Annotated in this window: 18 protein-coding genes; 14 read left to right on the top strand and 4 right to left on the bottom strand. The window is 38.8% G+C overall.

Going from position 1 to position 22240, the window contains the following annotated elements:
* The first annotated feature begins 67 nt into the window (after positions 1 to 67).
* On the top strand, positions 68 to 1504 hold the full coding sequence (locus tag ACQQ2I_RS14250) for a DEAD/DEAH box helicase (RefSeq protein ID WP_431027457.1): 1437 nt from the start codon (positions 68 to 70) through the stop codon (positions 1502 to 1504).
* Positions 1505 to 1601: 97 nt separating this feature from the next.
* On the opposite strand, the gene ACQQ2I_RS14245 is transcribed toward ACQQ2I_RS14250, so the two are convergent.
* Both ACQQ2I_RS14245 and rnhC read right to left on the bottom strand, forming a co-directional pair.
* The gene (locus tag ACQQ2I_RS14245; protein ID WP_431027456.1) at positions 1602 to 3551 is read right to left on the bottom strand and encodes a methyl-accepting chemotaxis protein; all 1950 of its coding nucleotides are present in this window, start codon (positions 3549 to 3551) and stop codon (positions 1602 to 1604) included.
* 150 nt (positions 3552 to 3701) lie between these two features.
* Positions 3702 to 4640 (bottom strand): ribonuclease HIII, encoded by a 939-nt coding sequence (gene rnhC, locus ACQQ2I_RS14240; RefSeq protein WP_431027455.1) that lies wholly within the window; start codon positions 4638 to 4640, stop codon positions 3702 to 3704.
* Between the two features lie 185 nt (positions 4641 to 4825).
* Here rnhC and ACQQ2I_RS14235 point away from each other — a divergent pair, with 185 nt between their 5' ends.
* From ACQQ2I_RS14235 to ACQQ2I_RS14225, 3 genes are all read left to right on the top strand, one after another.
* Positions 4826 to 6094: a helix-turn-helix domain-containing protein gene (locus tag ACQQ2I_RS14235; protein ID WP_431027454.1), complete on the top strand. Its 1269-nt coding sequence runs from the start codon at positions 4826 to 4828 to the stop codon at positions 6092 to 6094.
* 161 nt (positions 6095 to 6255) lie between these two features.
* Entirely contained in the window at positions 6256 to 6396 is a 141-nt protein-coding gene (locus ACQQ2I_RS14230) for a hypothetical protein (protein ID WP_431027453.1), read from the top strand.
* The gene (locus ACQQ2I_RS14225; RefSeq protein WP_431027452.1) at positions 6393 to 6902 is read left to right on the top strand and encodes a hypothetical protein; all 510 of its coding nucleotides are present in this window, start codon (positions 6393 to 6395) and stop codon (positions 6900 to 6902) included. The genes ACQQ2I_RS14230 and ACQQ2I_RS14225 overlap by 4 nt, the downstream gene beginning before the upstream one ends.
* A gap of 186 nt (positions 6903 to 7088) precedes the next feature.
* On the opposite strand, the gene ACQQ2I_RS14220 is transcribed toward ACQQ2I_RS14225, so the two are convergent.
* The gene (locus ACQQ2I_RS14220) at positions 7089 to 8447 is read right to left on the bottom strand and encodes an IS1182 family transposase (RefSeq protein ID WP_431027451.1); all 1359 of its coding nucleotides are present in this window, start codon (positions 8445 to 8447) and stop codon (positions 7089 to 7091) included.
* Between the two features lie 778 nt (positions 8448 to 9225).
* Here ACQQ2I_RS14220 and zapA point away from each other — a divergent pair.
* The 10 genes from zapA (at position 9226) to ACQQ2I_RS14170 (ending at position 20770) form a co-directional block, all read left to right on the top strand.
* Complete coding sequence (gene zapA, locus ACQQ2I_RS14215) at positions 9226 to 9486, top strand: cell division protein ZapA (protein ID WP_431027450.1); 261 nt, start codon at positions 9226 to 9228, stop codon at positions 9484 to 9486.
* Positions 9487 to 9491: 5 nt separating this feature from the next.
* The gene (locus ACQQ2I_RS14210; RefSeq protein WP_431027449.1) at positions 9492 to 10031 is read left to right on the top strand and encodes a CvpA family protein; all 540 of its coding nucleotides are present in this window, start codon (positions 9492 to 9494) and stop codon (positions 10029 to 10031) included.
* A gap of 70 nt (positions 10032 to 10101) precedes the next feature.
* The gene (polX, locus tag ACQQ2I_RS14205; protein WP_431027448.1) at positions 10102 to 11811 is read left to right on the top strand and encodes a DNA polymerase/3'-5' exonuclease PolX; all 1710 of its coding nucleotides are present in this window, start codon (positions 10102 to 10104) and stop codon (positions 11809 to 11811) included.
* Between the two features lie 23 nt (positions 11812 to 11834).
* Positions 11835 to 14204, top strand: a complete 2370-nt coding sequence (locus ACQQ2I_RS14200) for an endonuclease MutS2 (protein ID WP_431027447.1) — start codon at positions 11835 to 11837, stop codon at positions 14202 to 14204.
* Positions 14205 to 14217: 13 nt separating this feature from the next.
* On the top strand, positions 14218 to 14631 hold the full coding sequence (locus ACQQ2I_RS14195) for a DUF350 domain-containing protein (protein ID WP_391369006.1): 414 nt from the start codon (positions 14218 to 14220) through the stop codon (positions 14629 to 14631).
* A gap of 1174 nt (positions 14632 to 15805) precedes the next feature.
* Positions 15806 to 17500, top strand: coding sequence for a long-chain-fatty-acid--CoA ligase (locus tag ACQQ2I_RS14190; RefSeq protein WP_431027446.1), 1695 nt, complete (start codon positions 15806 to 15808; stop codon positions 17498 to 17500).
* Positions 17501 to 17597: 97 nt separating this feature from the next.
* On the top strand, positions 17598 to 18179 hold the full coding sequence (locus ACQQ2I_RS14185; protein ID WP_431027445.1) for a TetR/AcrR family transcriptional regulator: 582 nt from the start codon (positions 17598 to 17600) through the stop codon (positions 18177 to 18179).
* Positions 18180 to 18195: 16 nt separating this feature from the next.
* The gene (locus ACQQ2I_RS14180; protein ID WP_431027444.1) at positions 18196 to 18969 is read left to right on the top strand and encodes an enoyl-CoA hydratase; all 774 of its coding nucleotides are present in this window, start codon (positions 18196 to 18198) and stop codon (positions 18967 to 18969) included.
* A 24-nt stretch (positions 18970 to 18993) separates the two neighbouring features.
* Positions 18994 to 19767 carry an electron transfer flavoprotein subunit beta/FixA family protein gene (locus tag ACQQ2I_RS14175; protein ID WP_431027443.1) on the top strand — a complete coding sequence of 258 codons (774 nt, stop codon included), beginning with the start codon at positions 18994 to 18996 and terminating at the stop codon, positions 19765 to 19767.
* Positions 19768 to 19792: 25 nt separating this feature from the next.
* Positions 19793 to 20770, top strand: coding sequence for an electron transfer flavoprotein subunit alpha/FixB family protein (locus ACQQ2I_RS14170; RefSeq protein WP_431027442.1), 978 nt, complete (start codon positions 19793 to 19795; stop codon positions 20768 to 20770).
* An 80-nt stretch (positions 20771 to 20850) separates the two neighbouring features.
* On the opposite strand, the gene ACQQ2I_RS14165 is transcribed toward ACQQ2I_RS14170, so the two are convergent.
* Complete coding sequence (locus ACQQ2I_RS14165; protein WP_431027441.1) at positions 20851 to 22212, bottom strand: aminotransferase class III-fold pyridoxal phosphate-dependent enzyme; 1362 nt, start codon at positions 22210 to 22212, stop codon at positions 20851 to 20853.
* Positions 22213 to 22240 lie beyond the last annotated feature (28 nt).

Genomic DNA, 22240 nt, shown 5'->3' with positions numbered 1-22240 from the left:
ATAATGAAACCGCTTGCCTCTTATGTTTCATGTATAATGAGTTCTAGCTAGCGGTAGGAGGAACAGTATGCAAAACTTTAAACAGTTTCATTTAAGTGAGCCGATTGAGCGTGCACTAGATAAACTTCATTACACAATGCCAACAGAAGTACAGCAAAAAGTATTACCTGTTGCATTGGCGAATCTTGATTTACTCGTAAAATCACAAACAGGTAGTGGGAAAACGGCTGCCTTTGCTATTCCGATTTGTGAACAAATTGAATGGCTTGAAAATAAACCACAAGCGCTTGTCTTAACACCGACACGCGAGCTTGCTGTACAGGTAGCCGAGGAGTTCACAAGCATTGGTCGCTTTAAGCGTATTAAAGCGGTGCCACTTTACGGCAAGCAACCGTTTCATTTTCAAAAAACAGAATTGCAACAAAAAACACATGTAGCAGTCGGGACACCAGGCCGTGTGTTAGATCATATTGAAAAAGGAACGCTCAAGCTAGAGAAAATTCGCTACGTCGTTATTGATGAAGCAGATGAGATGCTCAATATGGGCTTTATCGAACAAGTGGAGGCCATTTTAGCACATCTGCCGACCAATCGTGTGACGATGTTGTTTTCGGCTACGTTACCAGAAGCAGTCAAAGCGTTAGCAGCTAGACATTTAATTGCACCTGTTGATATTGAGGTACAAAAGGAAATTGTGACACAGACGATTGAGCATTGCGTTATAGAGGTAGCCGAGGAAGAGAAATGGCAGCTACTACAAGATGTCACGATTGTAGAAAATCCGGATAGTTGTATCATTTTTTGTCGTACAAAGGATCGAGTCGACGAAGTACACGATGAGCTATATGATTTAGATTATAGTGTAGATAAGTTACATGGAGGGATGGATCAATCGACACGTCTACTTGTAATGAATGACTTTAAGGAAGGTGCATTTCGTTACTTGGTGGCCACAGATGTAGCGGCACGTGGTATTGATATTGACCATATTACACATGTTATTAACTTTGATGTACCATTAGAAAAAGAAGCCTATGTGCATCGAGCAGGTCGAACAGGACGTGCGGGATTGACAGGAAAGGCGATTACATTTGTCACACCATATGAAAATGAATTTTTAGCACAAATTGAGGAATATGTCGGCTTTGATTTACCAAAAGCGGAACGACCAGATGGTGAGTTAGTCGTGAAAATGGAGCCGTTATTTGAACGAAAGATGAGTCAGACGCCGAAGAAAAAGCGGGCAAAAAAGGAACTAGTGAACGAAGGAATTATGAAACTCTACTTTAACGGTGGCAAAAAGAAAAAACTACGTGCTGTCGATTTTGTCGGAACGATTTCAAAAATTCCTGGGATGAGTGCGGAAGATATTGGCATTATCACGATTTTGGACCAATCCACTTTTGTTGAAATTTTAAATGGTAAAGGATCGCTTGTATTAGAGGCAATGAAACATACAACGGTCAAAGGAAAAAATTTAAAAGTGCACGTCGCTAAAAAATAAAAGATGTGGTAAGCAATGAAATGACTTTCATCGCTTACCGCATTTTTGTTTATTCAATGGCTAAGAATCATTAGTAGTAATACTGCTTTATTTTATTTTATTTTATTTTAAAATGAGCAATCGTCTGCTGAAGATGGTTGGCTGTTGTTAATAATGATTCAGCGGATGCAGCCATTTCTTCCATTGAAGCAAATATTTCTTCAGATGATGCGGCCACCTCTTCTGTAGAGCGTGCATTCGTGTGCGCTTTCTCTGTTAGCTGCTCTGCAGATAACGTAACCGCTTGGACACGCGTTGCAATTTCTTGTGTCGTTGTGGATATTTGGTTAATCGTTGGTGCGATTTGCTGCATACTTACTAAAATTTGATCAAAGCGTTCTGCGCTTTCGTTAGATATGACAATTCCTTGATTCACATCATTCAGTGTCTCTTGCATCATTTGAACGGAATTGGCTGTTCCTGCTTGAATTGATTTAATGAGCTGACTAATTTTTTCTGTCGAGCTTTTTGAATCCTCGGCCAGTTTGCGTACTTCATCTGCGACAACAGCAAAGCCTTTTCCATGCTCACCTGCACGTGCTGCTTCAATCGAAGCATTTAATGCCAGCAAGTTTGTTTGATTGGAAATTTCTTCGATGACATCTAAAATTGAATTGATTTCCTTCGTACGGTCGTAGAGGCTACGTATAGTACGGTCTGTTTCCGTAACAGAGTGCTCGATTTGAGCCATTTGTGATACGGCACCGTGAATAGAAGTGCTACCTATTTCCGCTTGTGTCATGGCCTGCTGTGAAAGAGCTGAGACATCGTGTGTATTTTTCGCAATAGCCATCACATTTTGGGCAACGATAGTCAATGATTGTGTGTTTTCTTCATTACGCAGCATTTGTTCATCGGCAATCACTGCAACTTCTGAAATCGCATTGGAAGTTTGCTCTGTCGCATGAATCACCTGTGTAGCACTTGCATCCAATATGTGTGCTGCTTGCTGTACAGCATGAGTGCTGTCCTCTACTTGGTATAAAATATCACGTAAACGATACTTCATTGTATTGAACGCTTCCGCAAGCTGACCAATCTCATCATTTGTGGTTACTTCAATATGTTTTGTTAAATCACCTTCACTCACGGTTATAGCTGTATCACGTAACGCTAAAATTGGCTTTGTAATCGAGCGAATAATGAATAAAATGAAGATGCCACCAATCATAAAGGAAACCGCTAAAATCGAAAAATTAATTTTTAAAATAGGGGCAGCGGCTGCACTTACCTCGTCTGGAAGCATCGTCCCTACTAACTTCCACCCCGTTATATCATTCGTTAAATAGTAAATAAGCCCTTCCGTTGCCTCTAGCTGCCCATTCGTATTCGTATAAATTTTCTCGATATAGCTTTCAGTTGCTTCCGTTGCGCTGTCCATTTCGTGGTGTGCAATGTATTTTTTTTGTGTATCTAATAGTGTGACATAACCTTGCTCACCAATTTTCACTTGGTTCGCAATCGTTTTTAATGTTTCAATGCTAATGTCGATACCGAAAACCCCAGAGCCGTCTTGTAATTGTTGGGCAACAGTTAGTACCAATTCACCTGAACTTGTTGAAATATAAGGAGCAGTAATAATGGGCTGTCCATTGCTTGCAATAGCGGCTTCATACCAAGGGCGATTGCGTGGATCGTATGTACTTGTATATTCGTAATATGGCTCACGAATCATTTTGCCGTTAGCTGTTCCGACATAAGTAATAAGTGCTTCGGGATGTATGGCTAAATAATCAGAGAGCTTTGTTCGTAATTCTTCCTCACTGGATATTTTTTTGAAAAACTGTGCGAAGTACTGCGTATCATTGAGTTTTGGCTCAAGTGTTGAAGAAATATTAGCATTTAATAATTCCATGCTTGCTTTAGCACTCGCCATTTGTTGTGTTTCAATTTGTGTTTTAGCGCTATAGTAAGATAGCAATCCGATTATAAGCGTTGGGATGACTAAAATCATAGCAAACGCAAACAGTAATTTTTTTCGTAAACCTAAATGTAAAAGTTTTTTCATTTTTTATAAAAATAGCCTCCGTTAATAAATAAATGCTCCACGCTGTATGTAACATTTTTCCTCTGGTATTATAAAGGATAATATAGATGAAATTCAGTTTTTTGAATTGTATAATTATTATTCGGGATATGACATATAAAAAAGCACAGGTTAGTTTCTGTGCTTTTTGCGTAGTAATGTTTTTGCTTTTTCGGTATTGGCGAAATGCCATTTTGTTATGGATTTTAATGTTGCTTCACCGTGCTTTGCTAAAATGCGCGCAGCCATTTCATCCACTTTGCCACTTGCTCCTTTTTGTAATGGGAAGCCAATCATTTCAGCTAAACGGTCCATCTCTTTTAAAAAGGCATAGCGGGCGAGAATAGAAGCCGTTGCAACCGCTACATGTAGATTTTCAGCTTTTGTAGAGAATAGTACATTTTCACGTACTAATTCTTTTTCATTTTGAAGATAGTTATAGTAAGTATTACGTTCTGCAAATTGGTCAATTAGAATGTATGTTGGTTTTTCTGGTGCCATTTTAGTGAGGACATTTTTTAATGCTTGATTGTGCATCATTGCTTTGATTTTTCCTTGTGAGTAGCCCTTTGCTTGAATGGTGTTATATTTATCATTGCGTAGTGTGAGAATACTATGAACACAGGCTTTCATTAAGTCTGGTGCGATTTTGCGCATGTAATCATCTGTTAATTGTTTAGAATCCTTCACACCGAGCTCTTCAACGAGTGCAATCTGATCAGCTGGCACATATACTGCGGCTACCGTTACAGGTCCAAAATAGTCACCAGTTCCTGTTTCGTCAGAACCGATGACCGAAAGCATTGAAAAGTTTTCGGGCAGTGTATCTCCTTTCGCCCCATTTCCTTTTTTTACAGTTGCTGCATCTGCTATGCCAAAACGCGCTGATTCACGAAGAGCCCCGGCCCCTTGAAACATAACTTTGCCAGATTTATAAACGGTAATCGCCGTATCTATTAACTTTGCGGCAAATACCACGCCCGGTGCCTTTCGTTCTATACGATTTGAAGCATAGTAGCTTTGTACTTTGTTTATCTCTTCTTTAGAAAGTTGTAATACAATATTGGTCATTTACGTCACCCTCATTTTGTTCACTTTATGTTAAGTGTACAGGTGGGCAGGGGAGATGTCTAATGGAATAAGCAGATGGTGATATAATTCATTGCTGGTCACCTAATCATGGGAAGGATGTTAATTTCGCGAGCCCCTTCTGTTAAAATATAAAGGATAATATAGATATAGGAGTGAAGGTTCATATGCAGATAGGCGATAAGCTGAGACAGTTAAGAATTTATAAAGGATTGTCTCAAGCCGAATTAGCAGCCGGCATTTGTTCGACAGCATATTTAAGTAAAGTCGAGAATGGTAAAACTTCCCCTTCTGTGAGCTTTCTCGAAAAGGTTACGAAGAAACTTGAAGTAGAGTCTTCTGCCTTTGGTACAGAAAAAACAGCATATTACGTCGCACTAATTCAACAACTTGAGAAAAAAGTACAACAAGAAGAAGGATTGACAGAGAAAGAAATATCGACATTACACCTAGCATTATATGAAATATTATCGATGGATTTGCAGGTGAAAGTGTTTAATTTATTAATGAGATATTATATTAGTAATATGCAAATGTCCGATGCTCAGCGGCTTTATGAACTATGTGAGAAAATCATTCCGATGGAGACAAGCCTAATAGCAGAGGATATGCATGATGTGTTTGTATTTTATAATTTGTTAGGCAATTACTTTTATAGCCAGCAACAATTCCATTCAGCCGATTATTATTATACAAAGGCAAAGGATTATGGGAGTAAAAGCCGTTTAGAACTAGCGAAAATTTTCTATAATTTAAGCTTAACAAAGCAGCGTATTTTTGATGATATGCATATTAGCTTAATTTATGCGAAGCAAGCATATGAATTATTTGAGCAAGAAGAGCAATATGGTGAAGTAATCGATGTATTAATTTCAATGGCAATACAGTATACATATAATGAAAATTTTGAAGAAGCTAAATACAGTTTGCAGTTAGCTTTTGACCACTTAAACCAATACCCTGGAGTGCAGCAAAATACTACTATGTTTATGTTGGAATATCATTGGGGGAGATTAGATGAAGCAATGGGCAAGGAAGAAGCAGCTTTGCGAAGATATATAGCTTTAGCCGATACATTAGAAGAACACGCACCGTTAGTATATGTTTTAAAAAGTTTGGTTGATTTATATTTTACACAAAAACAGTGGGTGCAAGTTCAAGCTTATAGTGAACGAGCGATGGCGTTAGCAGAACGCTTTCAAATGAATTATATTTATATTCAACTCATGACTGTGCGTGCCAATATGTTGAAAATGCGCCAAGATGAGATTGGGTATGAAAAGGAAATGAAAAAGGCATTACTTTTAGCAAAAGAGCATGCATTAGACAAGTTAGTAAAAGAAATTGCGCAAACATTAGGAGATTATTATATGGAGCTCCGCTTTTATAAAAAAGCGAGTGAGCAATATAGAGAAGCTCTGCAATCATCAAAATAATAAAATGGTAGCTTTTTTAGTTAAAAATCTATATAAAATATTGAGAATGGTTAAGTTTTCTCAAAAAAATGACCAGTGAATGCTATGGAATTTCGTTTTATTTAACCTCTATAAGTTAACTGAATATGTCCTATATAATTAGGTCAAAGGAGGTTAATCATATGAAAAAGGTATTAATCGTCATTGTGGCAATTGTAGCAATTGGTGTAGCAGCTCTGAATACACCAGTTACTGAGCAAGCTCATGATACATGGCAACCTGGACCTAAAGGAGCGCCGGTTTATGGGAATGACATTATTTGATTAGAGAAACACTTACGAAAGTCTATAGGGGTTCTACTTACTTAACGATTCCCTGTTCTATTCGTACGTCAACTTCCATTTTGTCCTATCAGCAGCCAATTTTGCATAAAAATGTGCTTGCACAAATAATTCAACAAAGTATTCAGGATATAAATAAAGAAGGAACAGTAATGGATATGGTTCCTGTTATTTTATGTTCAAAATCTTTCTTGATTGATGGCCTGGATGCACAAGGGTGCTATGTATATGATTTTGTACAGCATCAAATGATTTATGGTGCCTTGCATATGGAATTTGAGTGTGAAAATCCTTATGCTGTAGTATTGGGATATATAGCGAATGGGCGCCAACCAAAATTTGATCAACAATTTATTCGATTTGGGTCTTTACTAGAAGAGATTCAAATTGAAGAAATTCATAAAGAGTTAACTATGCAACTCTATGATGAACCGCAACAGGTTTATTTAACACATCTAATTTCCAGAACAATAACATGTAGATTTTAATTCCTCAAGAAAATAAAACGCTTAAAAATAATTCGTCTAAAAGCACTTCCGTTTAAGGGAGTGCTTCAGAGTGTCGACAAAAGACCTTCAGAATGGTCTCATTCTGAAGGCCTTTTGTATTTTTAATATTTTTCGGGGTATTTTATAGTCTTGTTTTAAGTAAAAGTACTCTTCGAGTATTCTAATTTAGACTATTTCTGGAGCTTGCCATGTCCAATTGGCAAGCTTTTTTAAATTCATGGCAGCAAAAGTAAGCATCGCTTGCATGGACAATTTTTTAATCCCACGTAGGGTTGTCCATCGCATACCATGCTTTTCTTTCGCATCTGCAAAGACCCGTTCAATCGTTTCTTTCCGTCGCGCATATATTTGTTTGATATCGTTTTGATGACGAAGATGATCCGCTTCCTCTACATGATGTGCCCAAATATGACGTTCAATTATTTTTCGATGATCTTTACTATTAGTACATTGAGCAAGTAAAGGACAGGTTGCACATTGAGTTGGGTTTGATTTATATTGGCGTTTACCTTCTTTGGTCGTAGTCGAGTATTTAAGGACTTGCCCTTCCGGACAAAGGTAGCAGTCATAGTACTCGTCGTATACATACTCGTGTTTGCGTAAAAATCCGTCCTTTGTTTTTGGGCGTGTATAAGGAAGTGCCGGTTGAATATCTTGGTCGAATAAAAATTTAGTTATCGCAGGTGTTTTATAAGCAGCATCGGCAGCTACAGCAAGTGGCTTTTTTACTTTTTCCATTACCTTTTCAACAAGTGGTTGAAGTATATGACTATCATGAACATTACCAGGTGTCACAATCGATCCGAGTATAAATCCATATCGATCCGCCGCTGCATGAAATGAGTAAGCAAACTGCTTAGTCCGTTCATCTTTTACATAGTAGCCACTTTCAGGGTCTGTCGTACTTTCTTTAATTTCCTTCATCTCTTCTTTTTCAAATTTATCTGGTGGGAATGGTTTCTTCCCATGATCAATCCGATCTTGATTTAATTCTTCTTGAAGTTTAGCTTCATATGCCCGAGTCTCTTTGCGTACCATTTTCTTTTCGAATTTACGTTTATTCGCACTCGCTTTGACATGAGTTGAATCGATGAAAACATGGTCAGCACTTAGTAAACCTTTATCAGCAATTTCTTTGAGTATGCGATAGAAAATCTGTTCAAAGATATCAGTATCTTGAAAACGACGTTCATAATTTTTACCGAAGGTAGAAAAGTGCGGTACTTCCGAATGGAATCCAAATCCTAAAAACCAACGATACGCCATATTCGTCTCAATTTCTTTTATTGTTTGACGCATTGAACGAATCCCGAATACATATTGAACAAAAGTCATCTTGATTAATACAACTGGGTCGACACTAGGTCGACCTAATTTAGAATACAGCGGTTCTACTAGTGGATAGATAAAAGAAAAATCAATCGCCGCTTCAAGCTTTCTGACAAGATGGTCTTGTGGCACAAGTTGATCAATAGTTATCATTTCAATTTGATCACGTTCATGATTATGGTTTTTCGTCATCATATCTATCACCTCTAGTAATAAGTACTAATTTTATTTTAAAAGAAAAAAGACTGTAGGCAAACTCGAAATTTTCGAGTTTGTCTACAGTCTGAAGCACTTCCGTTTAAGGGAGTGCTTTATTTTGATTAGAGTAAAAGAAAGACTATATTTTAATCAGATGTGTTGATTATATAAATACTAATAGATCATGAGCGTGCTTTTTTAGTGAAATGATTAATAAAAAGGCGCTTGCCCGTTGATTGGAGCGAAGGCGACTCGACTCCTGCAGGAGAAAGATTAAAGGCTAAAGTCGCCACGTCCTGTGGCAACGCCTTTGTGAGCAACATCCTGTTGCCCCGAGTTGAAAATCCATTTCTTTCGGCATTAGCCGAAAGAAATTAGTTGAAGCCGTGCCTGCGGAAAGCGAGTCAGCCGTAGCGGAAATCAACACGCGTGTATTTTAATAATGGTTGATTAGTGAAAGAGACGTGTGGCTAGCGTAAAGGCTTGTAAATTAATATTTGCTACCTTTTAAAATAAACATGGATAATGAATATGCATAATATTTTTATTTTATACGAAACTTCATTTTTTCAGAAAATAAGGCTATTTGTTGTTATAATAAGGTTTATTCGGCTATAGAGTTGCTAGATATAAAGTGAAAATGGTATGATATGTATTATCGTTTTATACATAAAGAAGGGTTAAATTTGTACTCGCTGAGCGAGAGGCCTAAAGGGAAGTTATAAGAGGCGTTAACCCTAGGTTGTTATTGCTTATGCTGGTGGGGGGATCACTTTTGGCTGAACAACAAAAAAATAAAATTTCGGTTGATATATACGGACAGACATATAAAATCATTGGTACAGAATCTACGGGGCATATGCGATTAGTTGCTTCGATCGTAGATGATAAAATGCGTGAAATTAGCGTTCATAACCCAACGCTAGATAATACAAAGCTGGCTGTGTTAACAGCTGTCAATACTGTGCATGAATTATTGCAGCTAAAAGAGCAAATAGAATCGCTTGAAGAGCAGTTGAAAAAGTTAAAGGATTGAAGTAAATGCTAGATTTATTAATACTACTTATTTTAATAGCCGGTGTCATCATCGGTTGGAGACGTGGGCTCGTTGTTCAAGCAATCCATATGTTTGGATTTATTATCGCCATTCTTGTGGCGCTGATTTATTACAAGTCGCTTGCACAACAGTTTTTATTGTGGATTCCTTACCCAGGGTTTGCAGAAAGTGCAACGTCCATACTTGGACTTGAACAATTGGATGTTGATCGCACATTTTATCGGGTGATTGCATTTGCAATTATTTTCTTTATTACAAAACTCATTTTACAAATACTCGGGTCGATGCTCGACTTTTTGAAGTATCTCCCAGTTCTTGGCCCCATCAATCGATTGCTAGGTGCCGTACTTGGCTTTATGGAACTGTATTTCTTACTATTTATCGGATTATATGTGTTGGCACTATTACCGCTTGAGGGATTACAAGCTCGACTAGATAGCTCCATCTTCACTGGTTTGATATTAGAACATACCCCAATTATTTCAGCGTTGTTCCAAAATTGGTGGTATATTTACTCAAAATAATGGAAGAGCAAAATACTTCTCTCACTTTTGAGAGAAGTATTTTTTATAATGATTAGAGGAGGCGGCTTTATTGAATAAGAAAATCATTATCCGTACATTAGAAAAGATTGCATTATATTTAGAGTTACAAGGAGAAAATCCATTTAAGGTTTCAGCATTTCGCAAAGCAGCCGCTGCACTTGAGGCAGACGAACGTTCTTTAAGTGAAATAGATGATATTACAAAGATTAAAGGCATTGGAAAAGGAACAGCTGCGGTGATTCATGAATTGATTGAACATGAAAAATCAAGCGTGTTAGAAGAGTTAGAGCAAGCGGTTCCGAAAGGACTGGTCCCGTTAATGAAATTACCTGGTCTTGGAGGAAAAAAGCTAGCGAAATTATACCAAGAGCTAGGCATTGTAGATGCTGAATCGTTAAAGATAGCGTGTGAAAATGGTCAAGTAAAAGCGTTAGCAGGATTTGGTGCGAAAACGGAAGAGAAGATTTTAAAAGAGCTCGAAAACTTTGGTAAGCGTGCCGAACGTCTACCAGTTTGGCAATTAGAGCCTGTCGTATTTGAAATTAATGAGCTACTTGCAAGTCTGCCTGAAGTGCAAAAGTTTTCAGTAGCAGGAAGTTTTAGACGTGTAGCAGAAACGAGTAAAGATATTGACTTCATTGTAGCAACGGAAGCACATGAAGTTGTGCGAGAAGCTATTTTATCACGTCTTGTTACATTAGAGACAGTAGCAGCAGGTGATACGAAAATTTCCCTCATTTTAGACCGTGAAGAACCGGTCAGTGTGGATTTTCGATTAGTAAAATTACATGAATTTGCGACAGCACTACATCATTTCACAGGCTCAAAAGACCATAATGTACGTATGCGTCAACTTGCGAAATCACAAGGGAAGAAAATTAGTGAGTACGGGGTGGAACAACCAGATGGTACAATGGCAACATTTGAAACGGAAGAAGCCTTTTTCGCTCATTTTGATTTGCCTTTTATTCCGCCAACGGTACGTGAAAGTGGTAATGAGCTAGAGCGATTAAAGGAATTAGCTGGGCTTGTCCAGCTTGAAGATATTATAAGTGATTTGCATATGCATACCACATGGTCAGATGGTGCACATTCTGTTAATGAGATGGGGGAAGCATTAATTGCACGCGGTTATCAGTACGGTGTTATTACAGATCATTCGCAATATTTAAAAGTAGCAAATGGGTTAACACCAGAGCGTTTAGAGAAACAAAAGCTGGAAATTTTCACGTTTAATGAGGCGCATCCAGATTTCCGTTTATACTGTGGGACAGAAATGGATATTTTACCAGATACAACTCTAGATTTTGATGATGCAGTTATGCGTGACCTGGATTTTGTGATTGCCTCGATTCATTCTAACTTCTCACAACCGCAAGAGAAAATTATGGAACGTCTATTTAGTGCGGTGAAAAATCCGTATGTGCATATGATTGCACATCCAACTGGTCGGATTATTGGACAGCGTAGCGGTTACGAGCCAGATGTGCCACAGCTGATTGAGTGGGCAGCAGCGTATGGTAAAATATTAGAGTTGAATGCGAATCCGTACCGTCTCGATTTATGTGTAGAGCATTTGCAAATGGCGATGGAGAAAAATGTACCAATTGCCATTAATACAGATGCGCATGCCATCGATCAATTACGCTTTATGGATATCGGTGTTAAATATGCGCAAAAAGCATGGTTGAAAAAAGAGTTAATCGTAAATACATGGAATATGAATCAATTTGAGGAGTTTATCCGTAAACATAAATAATTTGAGTTTTGGAGGTGTTGTTCATGATCGCACAACGCGCATTGAAAACACTAGAGTTTGATAAAGTACGTCAGCAGGTAGCAAGCTTCTGTACGTCTTCTATTGGGAAGCGTGCAATCGAGGAGCTAGTACCTGAAACGGATTTTAATACAGTCGTTGCCTTATTAGAAGAAATGGACGAGGGGCTAGCCATCCTTCGTGTGAAAGGCGATGTACCAATGGGCGGCATTTTTGATGTGCGCCCACATGCAAAGCGTGCACAAATTGGCGGGATGCTTAGCCCAATGGAATTAATGGAAATTGCAAGTACAATTCGAGCAAGTCGCATTTTACGCAATTTTATTGAAGACATTCAATCAGAAGATGCAATCCAAATTCCACACTTTGTAGAACGTAAAGAACAGATGCCGGTGTTAACGGCATTACAACATGAAATCAATGATTGCATTGATGAAAATGGGGCAGTTTTGGATTCTGCAAGCTCAGCGTTACGTTCTATTCGTCAATCATTACGTGCTGAAGAAGCAAAAGTTCGCCAAAAATTAGAAAGCTTAATTCGCGGTTCGAATGCAGCGAAAATGCTGTCAGACGCTATTATTACGATTCGTAACGATCGATTCGTCATTCCCGTAAAACAAGAATACCGCGGTCATTACGGTGGTATTGTTCATGACCAATCTTCTTCCGGTCAAACGCTTTTTATTGAACCTGATGCTGTTGTACAAGCAAATAACGAAGTTCAGCGTCTAAAAGTAAAAGAGCAGGCAGAAATTGAGCGCATTTTACTTGAACTTTCTGTAAAGGTGCAAGAAGTAGCACATGATTTATTTGTATTAGTCGGTTTACTCGGTGAAATTGATGTGATTTTAGCCAAAGGGAAATATGGCCGAGCACACAAATGTACGATGCCGAAAATGAACGAACAAGGCTATACTCGTTTAGTACGTGCACGGCATCCATTATTACCAATAGAAGAAGCCGTACCAAATACGATTGAATTTGGCCGAGAGATAACAGCGATTGTTATTACAGGTCCCAATACAGGTGGTAAGACAGTTACATTAAAAACAGTTGGTTTATGTACGATTATGGCACAGTCTGGTTTACCAGTACCTGCACTAGATGGTTCAGAGCTTGCAGTCTTTGAACAAATTTTTGCAGATATTGGGGACGAACAATCAATTGAACAATCGCTATCCACATTCTCCTCTCATATGGTGAATATTGTTGATATTTTAGCGAAGTTTGATGATAAGTCACTTGTATTATTTGACGAGCTTGGCGCTGGTACAGATCCACAAGAAGGGGCAGCACTCGCGATTTCCATTTTAGATGAAGTGGTAGGACGCGGTGCACGTATAATGGCAACGACGCACTATCCAGAGTTAAAAGCGTATGGCTACAATCGTCCTAGTGTTGTTAACGCATCGGTCGAGTTTGATGTGGAGACACTTAGTCCGACATATCGCTTATTAATCGGTGTACCGGGTCGTTCAAATGCGTTTGAAATTTCGAAGCGACTCGGGTTAAATGAGCACATTATTACGCAAGCAAAATCATTTACAGGTACGGATCGCCATGAAGTGGAATCCATGATTGCTTCCTTAGAAGAAAGCCGCCTTCGTTCAGAGCGAGAGGCAGATGAGGCGCATGCCTTATTAGAAGAGGCACAAGGCATTCGAGCACAGCTAGAGGAACGCTTAAGTACGTATGATGAGAAAAAAGAAAGCCTAGAGAAAAAAGCAAAAGACAAGGCACGCCGAATCGTTGATGAAGCAAAAGCAGAAGCGGAAAAAATTATTGGCGAGCTTCGTGAAATGCAAAAAAATGCAAGTCGCATTGTCAAAGAACATGAGTTAATTGATGCGAAAAAACGATTAGAGGAAGTTGCACCAAAAGAAGAAAATAAAGTATTGAAAAAGGTAGCAGCAGAACGTGAACGAGCGCAAAGCTTAAAAGTGGGCGACGAAGTAAAAGTGTTAAGCTATGGGCAAAAGGGGACACTTCTTGAAAAATCAGGCGATAGTGAATGGGTTGTGCAAATTGGTATTTTAAAAATGAAGCTAGATGAGGCCGATTTACAATATGTGAAGCCTGAAAAAGAGCAAGTAACACGTACGGTAGCGAATGTAAAAAATCGCAATAGTCATGTGAAACTTGAACTTGACCTTCGAGGTGAACGATATGAAGATGCACTTTTACGTACAGAGAAATATTTAGATGATGCACTTTTGGCAAATTACCATCGCGTATCGATTATTCACGGGAAAGGAACTGGTGCATTACGTCAAGGGATTCAGCAGTTCTTGAAAACACATAAACGTGTAAAATCATTCCGTTATGGTGAAGCAGGAGAAGGCGGCTTTGGTGTAACCGTGGTCGAATTAAAGTAAAAGGGGAGATTAGATGCTTGGTTCATCATTTTGGCAAAACCCTTTAGTTGAAACTGCCGGTTATTTTAGTGTAGTTGTTCTTTGTTTAGTTGTGGCAATGGTGTTATTTGAAGTCGTGACGAAATATAAAAATTGGCAAGAAATTAAAAACGGGAATGTTGCTGTAGCACTTGCAACAGGCGGGAAAATTTTAGGGGTATGTAATATTTTTCGCTATTCCATTGAACGCCATTCCACACTTCTAGAAATGATTGGTTGGGGTTTATATGGGTTTGTATTATTGATTTTTGCATACATTTTATTTGAATTTTTAACGCCAAGCTTTAAAATTGATGAAGAAATTGAAAAGGACAATCGCTCTGTTGGATTTATTTCATTCACCATTTCGTTAGGATTGTCATTCATCATTGGCGCAAGCATTTTGTAGGAGAAGAAAAATGGAAACATTATCAAAAGTATTAATCGTTGTGTGTATTCTTTTTGTAGTCATTGGGGTTTATTATTTAGTAACTGTATAAGTAGCAGACTAGTAGGTGACATTTCATCTACTAGTTTTTTTGTTTATATAAATCATCTTAAAACTGTCGACATTGAACGGTCAAAACAACTGGTGCGAGCAAAACACTACTTTATCCGAGCAAAAGCCCTGGGTAAACGGTCAAAAAGCTACGGTATCCGAGCAAAAAGACACTGCATCCGGTCAAAAGCTTCGCAATATGTAGGCTGATTTTTGAAGTCAATCGTTATGCTGGAACATTAAAATACACATATATAGTTATATGAGTGGTGAACGAAAAAATAGCAGATGTGTTTATTATACAAATAGTAGTAGGTGGTAAGCGTGCTTTTTTAGGGAAATGGTTGATAAAGGGTACTTGCTCGTTGATTGAAGCGGAGGCGACTCGACTCTAGTAGGAAAAGAAAGCGAGTCAGCCGTAGTGGAAATCAACATATCTGAAAAAATATTAGGTGTGTTGATTATCAAAATATTTCCTGTATAGAAGCGTGGTTTTTTAGCAAAACGTGATCAAAAATGACTTGCCAGTTGATTGAAGCGGAATCGGCGAGGTGTAGCTGACGGCATGCGCCTTTCGCTACAGAGCAATGTTTTTCTGCACCGGAAGCGAAGCGGCAGGTGCAAAGCTTCCTACGGGAATAGCAATAAAGGAACGAAGGCTAAAACCGTCACGTCCTGTGACAACGCCTTCGTGACCAACCTCGTGTTGGCCTGAAGACCCCGCAGGAAATTTATTTGCGACGAAAGCGCAGCGACAGGAGCACCGAGGTACGAGCGACGAGGAGGCTGAGGCCATGTCCGTGGAAAGCGAGCCGAATGGAGCGGAAATCAACGTTTCATACGACTGTATTAATAATAAAAGGTAAATCAACACGCTTGAAAAAATATATTTCTAAAATAGCATTTTTAAATGAGGTGCTCCTTTCTATCGTTACTTAAGAAATGTTGTTTAACAAGAGAAAAAATACATATTCGAGCTAAAAATGAAAAATAAAGTAAAAAGTGTTTGAAACTACTTTCTTTTTTTATTATAATATTAAATAATCAGAAAATTAAAACGTTTGATTTGAGGGGAGAGAGTTTAATGACAGAGAAGGTATGGTTACAAAAGTATCCAGTACAAATTCCGCACGACATTGAAATCCCTGAAATTCCAGTTCAACAATTTTTAACAGATGCTTATAAAACGAATTCAAGTAAGGTCGCCATTCATTTTTTAGGGAAGGATATCACATATCAAGAGCTATATGAATCAGCATTAAGATTTGCCAACTATTTGCAAACCTTAGGGGTGGAAAAGGGAGATCGTGTAGCAGTGATGCTGCCTAACTGTCCGCAGGCGGTTATTGCGTATTACGGTATTCTGTATGCAGGCGGAATTGTTGTACAGACAAACCCGCTATATACAGAGCGTGAATTGCAATATCAGATGGCTGATTCTGGTGCAAAGGTTATTTTAGCTTTAGACATTTTATATCCACGTATTACAAAGATAGTAAAAGAGACACAAATTGAAAATGTCATTGTAACAGGGATCAAAGATTATTTACCATTCCCTAAAAACCTTGTTTATCCGTTTATTCAAAAAAAGCAATATGGTTTTAGTGTGAAAGTAGAGCATAGTGGTATGAATCATTTATTTACAGAAATTATGCGTTCAGCACCATTAAAAGAACTGTCTATACCATTTAATTTTGAAGAAGATTTGGCGCTATTACAATATACAGGTGGCACAACTGGTTTCCCAAAAGGTGTTATGTTAACACATAAAAACTTAGTTGCGAACACCATGATGTGTGATGCGTGGATGTACAAATGCCAAGCTGGTCAAGAGACGATTTTGGGCATTTTACCATTCTTCCACGTTTACGGTATGACAACCGTACTTATTTTAGCAGTTATGACGAAAAATCGAATGGTATTAATGCCGAAGTTTGATGCAGAGGATACATTAAAAACGATTGATAAACAAAAACCAACATTGTTCCCAGGAGCACCGACGATTTATATTGCGTTATTAAATCATCCTGATATTGGAGAATATGATTTATCATCTATTAAAGCTTGTCTAAGTGGTTCGGCGCCGCTACCGGTTGAAATACAAGAAAAATTTGAAGAGGTTACAGGCGGTAAGCTTGTAGAAGGATATGGATTGACAGAGACTTCCCCAGTCACGCATGCAAACTTCATTTGGGATCATCGTGTAGTGGGGTCAGTCGGTGTACCTTGGCCAAACACAGATGCGGTCATTTTACGTGCCGGCGAAAGTGAACCATTACGACCTGGAGAAATAGGGGAAATTGCGGTGAAAGGACCGCAAGTAATGAAAGGTTATTGGAATCGTCCAGAGGATACAGAGATGACATTTGCCGACGGTTGGTTTTTGACAGGGGATTTAGGGTATATGGATGAAAACGGTTACTTCTTTGTAGTAGATCGAAAGAAAGATATGATTATTGCAGGTGGATACAATATTTATCCACGTGAAGTAGAAGAAGTGCTTTATGAACATGATGCTATTCAAGAATGTGTTGTTGCAGGTGTTCCAGATCCATATCGTGGTGAAACAGTAAAAGCTTATATTGTATTAAAAGAAGAGTATACTGTAACGGAAAAAGAGTTAAATGATCATTGTCGCCAAAATTTAGCAGCATACAAAGTACCACGTTTATATGAGTTTCGAGATGAACTACCAAAAACAGCAGTAGGTAAAATATTACGCCGTACATTAGTAGAAGAAGAAAAAGCAAAGTTAACTTTAAACAAAGAAGCAAAATAATAGAAGCGAGTTGTTGACAGATTGATGAACAAATTATAATATGAAAACATGAATGAATAGTCATTCATGTTTTCATATTTTTTTGGTGGTGAACGACTTGAAACGAGATAAACCCAAATATAAACAGATAATCGATGCAGCTGTGATAGCCATTGCAGAAAATGGCTATCACCAAGCACAAGTATCGAAAATCGCAAAACAAGCTGGTGTTGCAGATGGAACGATTTATTTGTACTTCAAAAACAAGGAAGATATATTAATTTCTATCTTTAATGAAAAAATGGGTCTTTTCGTAGAGAAATTACAAGATATAATTAATAGTGGGAATAGTTCATCTGAAAAGCTAACACAGATGATCGAAAACCATTTCGAAGTCTTAGCAAATGATCGTCATTTAGCAACCGTTACCCAATTAGAATTAAGACAGTCGAATAAAGAACTTCGTCTGAAGATCAACGCTATTTTAAAAGAGTACTTGGTGCTTTTAGATCAAATCTTAATTGAGGGTATGCTTTCTGGTGAGTTCAACCCGACGATGGATGTTCGTCTTGCACGTCAAATGGTTTTTGGCACAGTAGACGAAATTACAACAACATGGGTCATGAATGAATATCGCTACGATTTGTTAGCGCTATCACCGAAAGTGGCACAGCTCGTGTTAAATGGGTTAAAAGCTTAAAAAGGGGTGTGGGAGAATGGAGTTTCTAAGTTGGAAAGTTGATGATGGTGTAGCTGTAGTATCAATTAGCCGACCACCAGCAAATGCGCTATCTCAAGGCTTAATCAATGAAGTAAATGAGTTGCTAGATGCAGTGGAACATGATGAGGCTGTTCGCGTAATTGTGTTGCACGGTGAAGGGCGCTTCTTCTCAGCAGGAGCGGACATTAAAGAGTTTACAGATGTTCAAACTGGTGAAGAATTCGCAAAACTAGCGAAAAATGGGCAATTTGTATTTGAACGTATAGAGACGTTCTCAAAACCAGTCATTGCTGCAATTCATGGCGCTGCACTTGGTGGTGGGCTTGAGCTAGCAATGAGCTGCCATATGCGCTTTGTTACAGAAAAAGCAAAGCTGGGCTTACCTGAATTACAGTTAGGACTTATTCCAGGTTTTGCAGGAACTCAACGTTTACCGCGCTATGTTGGCGTAGCAAAGGCGGCAGAAATGATGTTTACAAGTGATCCAATTTCAGGAGTAGAAGCGGTCCAGTGGGGATTAGCGAACCGTGCATATTCAGATGAGGACCTACTGCCGACAACGTTAGAAATCGCGAAAAAAATTGCCAAGAAGAGTCCAGTCGCATTGAAAGCAGCGATACATATGCTGCAATATTCAAAACCTGCATCATTCTTTGAGGGTGTTGCAGCGGAGGCGGAAAGCTTTGGTACAGTATTCGTATCAGCGGATGCTAAAGAAGGTATTCAAGCATTTATTGAAAAACGCGAGCCAGTATTTAAAGGCAAATAAATCAGCTTTCAGGAGGTCTGTAAAATGAATATTTATGTATTAGTAAAACGCACGTTTGACACAGAAGAAAAAATTGTTGTTTCAAATGGTAAAATTCAAGAAGATGGTGCTGAGTTCATCATCAACCCATACGATGAATATGCAATTGAAGAAGCAATTCAAAAACGTGATGCGCTAGGCGGTAAAGTAACAGTTGTTACAATCGGTGGCGAGGATGCTGAAAAGCAACTGCGTACAGCATTAGCAATGGGCGCTGATGAAGCGGTATTAATTAATACAGAAGATGATTTAGATGAGCTAGACCAGTACTCTACAGCTTACATTCTAGCAGAGTATTTAAAAGATAAAGAGGCAGATTTAATTTTAGCTGGTAACGTAGCGATCGATGGTGGTTCTGGTCAAGTAGGTCCACGTCTAGCAGATTTACTAGGCATTAACTATGTAACAACAATTACAAGCCTAGAAATCGATGGCAAAACAGTAAAAATCGTACGTGACATTGAAGGAGATTCAGAAGTACTTGAAACTTCTTTACCATTATTAGTAACGGCACAGCAAGGCTTAAATGAGCCACGCTATCCTTCTTTACCTGGTATTATGAAGGCGAAGAAGAAGCCATTAGCAGAACTTGAGCTAGATGATTTAGATATCGACGAAGATGATGTTGAAGTGAAAGTAGAAACAGTTGAAATCTACTTACCACCTCAAAAAGCAGCAGGTCGTATTTTAGAAGGCGATTTACAAGATCAAGTAAAAGAGCTTGTAAATCTACTTCACACAGAAGCAAAGGTAGTCTAATAGACAGGTAATGGAGGGATAATCTATGTCAAACAAAGTATTAGTTTTAGCTGAAACGCGTGAAGGAAGTCTACGTAATGTATCATTTGAAGCAATCGCAGCAGGGAAGCAAATTGCTGACGGTGGTGAAGTAGTAACGGTATTAATTGGTGATGGTGTAGCAGGTGTTGCTAGCGACTTAATCGCTTACGGTGCAGATCGTGTTGTAACAGTGGAGCACCCACATTTAAAAACATATACTTCTGACGGCTTCAGCCAAGCATTAATGGCTGTTGTAGAGCAAGAAAAGCCAGAAGCAATCGTATTCGGTCATACAGCTTTAGGGAAAGATTTATCACCGAAAATTGCTTCTAAATTACAGTCAGGTTTAATTTCAGATGTGACAGAAATTGAAGGTGCTGGTGATGACGCAGTATTTATCCGCCCGATTTACTCTGGTAAAGCATTTGAAAAAGTGAAAGTAAAAGATGGCGTTGCATTCGTGACAATCCGTCCAAACAATATTGCACCACTAGAAAGAGATGCAGGTCGTTCTGGCGATGTATCTTCAATCACTGTAGATATTACAAACTTACGTACAATCATTAAAGAAGTAGTACGTAAATCAACAGACGGTGTAGATTTATCAGAGGCTAAAGTAGTAGTAGCTGGTGGTCGTGGTGTGAAATCAGAAGAAGGTTTCGAGCCATTAACAGAGCTTGCTAACTTACTAGGCGGTGCAGTTGGTGCATCTCGTGGTGCATGTGATGCAGAATACTGTGATTATTCCCTACAAATCGGTCAAACAGGTAAAGTTGTAACACCAGACCTTTATATTGCAGCTGGTATTTCAGGCGCGATTCAACATTTAGCAGGTATGTCAAACTCTAAAGTCATCGTAGCTATCAATAAAGATCCAGAAGCAAACATTTTCAAAGTAGCTGACTATGGTATTGTTGGGGACTTATTCGAAGTGATTCCGATGTTAATCGAAGAGTTCAAAGCATTAAAAGTAAATGCTTAATTAGTAAACGCTCTATCAATCAGTAGTCTCAAAAGTGAAGGCATGTGTCGGTATTAAACCGACCATGCCTTTTGTATTTCTTATGTTGTAACTGCCCCTTCCGCATCGATAATCGATTCAAATTTTGCGAGTGCATCCTCGAATAAATCGAGTGCTGTGTTTAACTCATCTGCTGTAATCACTAAAGGTGGAGCGATGATGACAGAGGATTCATGACTGTACGTATAGAAACCCCGCTCAATGAGTAAGCCCATAAAACGTTTCATAAAGCCACTAGGGTCAACACCATAACCAAGACTTAGCGGTAACATTGGTTCTTTCGTGTCTTTATCGCGCGTTAGCTCAACTGCTGCGAATAGACCAATTGAGCGCACCTCTCCAACATATTTATGGGAGGCGATATGAGCTAAGCGTTTTTTCAATAGTTCCCCCATAGCAGCAGAATTTTCAACAAGCTGCTCATCTTCTAACACTTGTAGGGCTGCACAACCAATTTGTGTGCACATCGTATGCCCGCTATATGTTAAGCCTGTCAGTAAGAGTTCATCACCGAAGTGCTGCGCAATTTCTTGACTCACAATCACTCCGCCAAGTGGAGCATACCCCGATGTAACCCCTTTTGCGAATGTAATCATATCAGGTTGGAAATTAAAGTGATCAACAGCAAACATTTTCCCTGTACGTCCAAATCCTGTCATGACTTCATCGCAAATTAGTAGGATGCCAAATTCATCACAAATAGCTCGTACCCCTTCTAAATAGCCTGTTGGCGGAACGATAACACCGTTACTGCCTGGGATTGGCTCAAGAACAATCGCGGCGATTGCATAAGGATTTTCATAGAGCACTTGCTGACGTAGTTTCTTTAAATAATAGTGTGTGACGGCTTCTTCGGATTCAAATGATACAGGTTCATGATAAGCATGCGGTACATCAAATTTGACAAAGCCACTTAAACCAGGCTCGGCACCAAAGCGACGTGTTTCGCCTGTTAAATTACCTGCACCAAATGTTGCACCGTGATAAGAGCGATAGCGTGAAAAGACTTTTGTGCGTCCCGTTACCATACGCGCCATTTTAATGGCATGGTCATTGGCTTCTGCCCCTCCACATGTGAAGAATACTTTTTGCATATTAGAAGGAGCTAGTGCAATAATGCGTGCTGCAAGGTCTGATTTTGGTTTTGTGGCAAAGCTAGGCGCAGCAAATGGGTATGTCCCTATTTCACGGAATGCTTTTAAAACAGCAGGGTGCTGATGACCGATATTTTGATACACAAGCTGTGAGGACATATCTATATATCGCTTATCATGCTCATCCCAAAAATAAACGCCCTGCGCTTTTGTCATCACCTTTGGGGTAATATGGTTTTGTCTTGACCAAGAATGCAGTACATGAGCCTTATCAGTTTGTTTAACTGTTTCGTAATTATAATTTGTCATACGTAACACTCCATTTCATTGTAGGTTT

The sequence above is a fragment of the Lysinibacillus sp. LZ02 genome, assembly GCF_050613145.1.
In the GTDB taxonomy this organism is placed as follows: Bacteria; Bacillota; Bacilli; order Bacillales_A; family Planococcaceae; genus Lysinibacillus_B.
The sequence above is the reverse complement of the archived record's forward strand: the minus strand, read 5'-3'. Positions and strand labels throughout refer to the sequence as shown.

What these genes read in the sequence shown, in the direction of transcription:
- ACQQ2I_RS14250 (WP_431027457.1), top strand. Translation starts at nt 68, where the DNA reads ATGCAAAACTTTAAACAGTTTCATTTAAGTGAGCCGATTGAGCGTGCA.
- ACQQ2I_RS14245 (WP_431027456.1), bottom strand. Translation starts at nt 3,551, where the DNA reads ATGAAAAAACTTTTACATTTAGGTTTACGAAAAAAATTACTGTTTGCG.
- rnhC (WP_431027455.1), bottom strand. Translation starts at nt 4,640, where the DNA reads ATGACCAATATTGTATTACAACTTTCTAAAGAAGAGATAAACAAAGTA.
- ACQQ2I_RS14235 (WP_431027454.1), top strand. Translation starts at nt 4,826, where the DNA reads ATGCAGATAGGCGATAAGCTGAGACAGTTAAGAATTTATAAAGGATTG.
- ACQQ2I_RS14230 (WP_431027453.1), top strand. Translation starts at nt 6,256, where the DNA reads ATGAAAAAGGTATTAATCGTCATTGTGGCAATTGTAGCAATTGGTGTA.
- ACQQ2I_RS14220 (WP_431027451.1), bottom strand. Translation starts at nt 8,447, where the DNA reads ATGATGACGAAAAACCATAATCATGAACGTGATCAAATTGAAATGATA.
- ACQQ2I_RS14210 (WP_431027449.1), top strand. Translation starts at nt 9,492, where the DNA reads ATGCTAGATTTATTAATACTACTTATTTTAATAGCCGGTGTCATCATC.
- ACQQ2I_RS14200 (WP_431027447.1), top strand. Translation starts at nt 11,835, where the DNA reads ATGATCGCACAACGCGCATTGAAAACACTAGAGTTTGATAAAGTACGT.
- ACQQ2I_RS14195 (WP_391369006.1), top strand. Translation starts at nt 14,218, where the DNA reads ATGCTTGGTTCATCATTTTGGCAAAACCCTTTAGTTGAAACTGCCGGT.
- ACQQ2I_RS14190 (WP_431027446.1), top strand. Translation starts at nt 15,806, where the DNA reads ATGACAGAGAAGGTATGGTTACAAAAGTATCCAGTACAAATTCCGCAC.
- ACQQ2I_RS14180 (WP_431027444.1), top strand. Translation starts at nt 18,196, where the DNA reads ATGGAGTTTCTAAGTTGGAAAGTTGATGATGGTGTAGCTGTAGTATCA.
- ACQQ2I_RS14175 (WP_431027443.1), top strand. Translation starts at nt 18,994, where the DNA reads ATGAATATTTATGTATTAGTAAAACGCACGTTTGACACAGAAGAAAAA.
- ACQQ2I_RS14170 (WP_431027442.1), top strand. Translation starts at nt 19,793, where the DNA reads ATGTCAAACAAAGTATTAGTTTTAGCTGAAACGCGTGAAGGAAGTCTA.
- ACQQ2I_RS14165 (WP_431027441.1), bottom strand. Translation starts at nt 22,212, where the DNA reads ATGACAAATTATAATTACGAAACAGTTAAACAAACTGATAAGGCTCAT.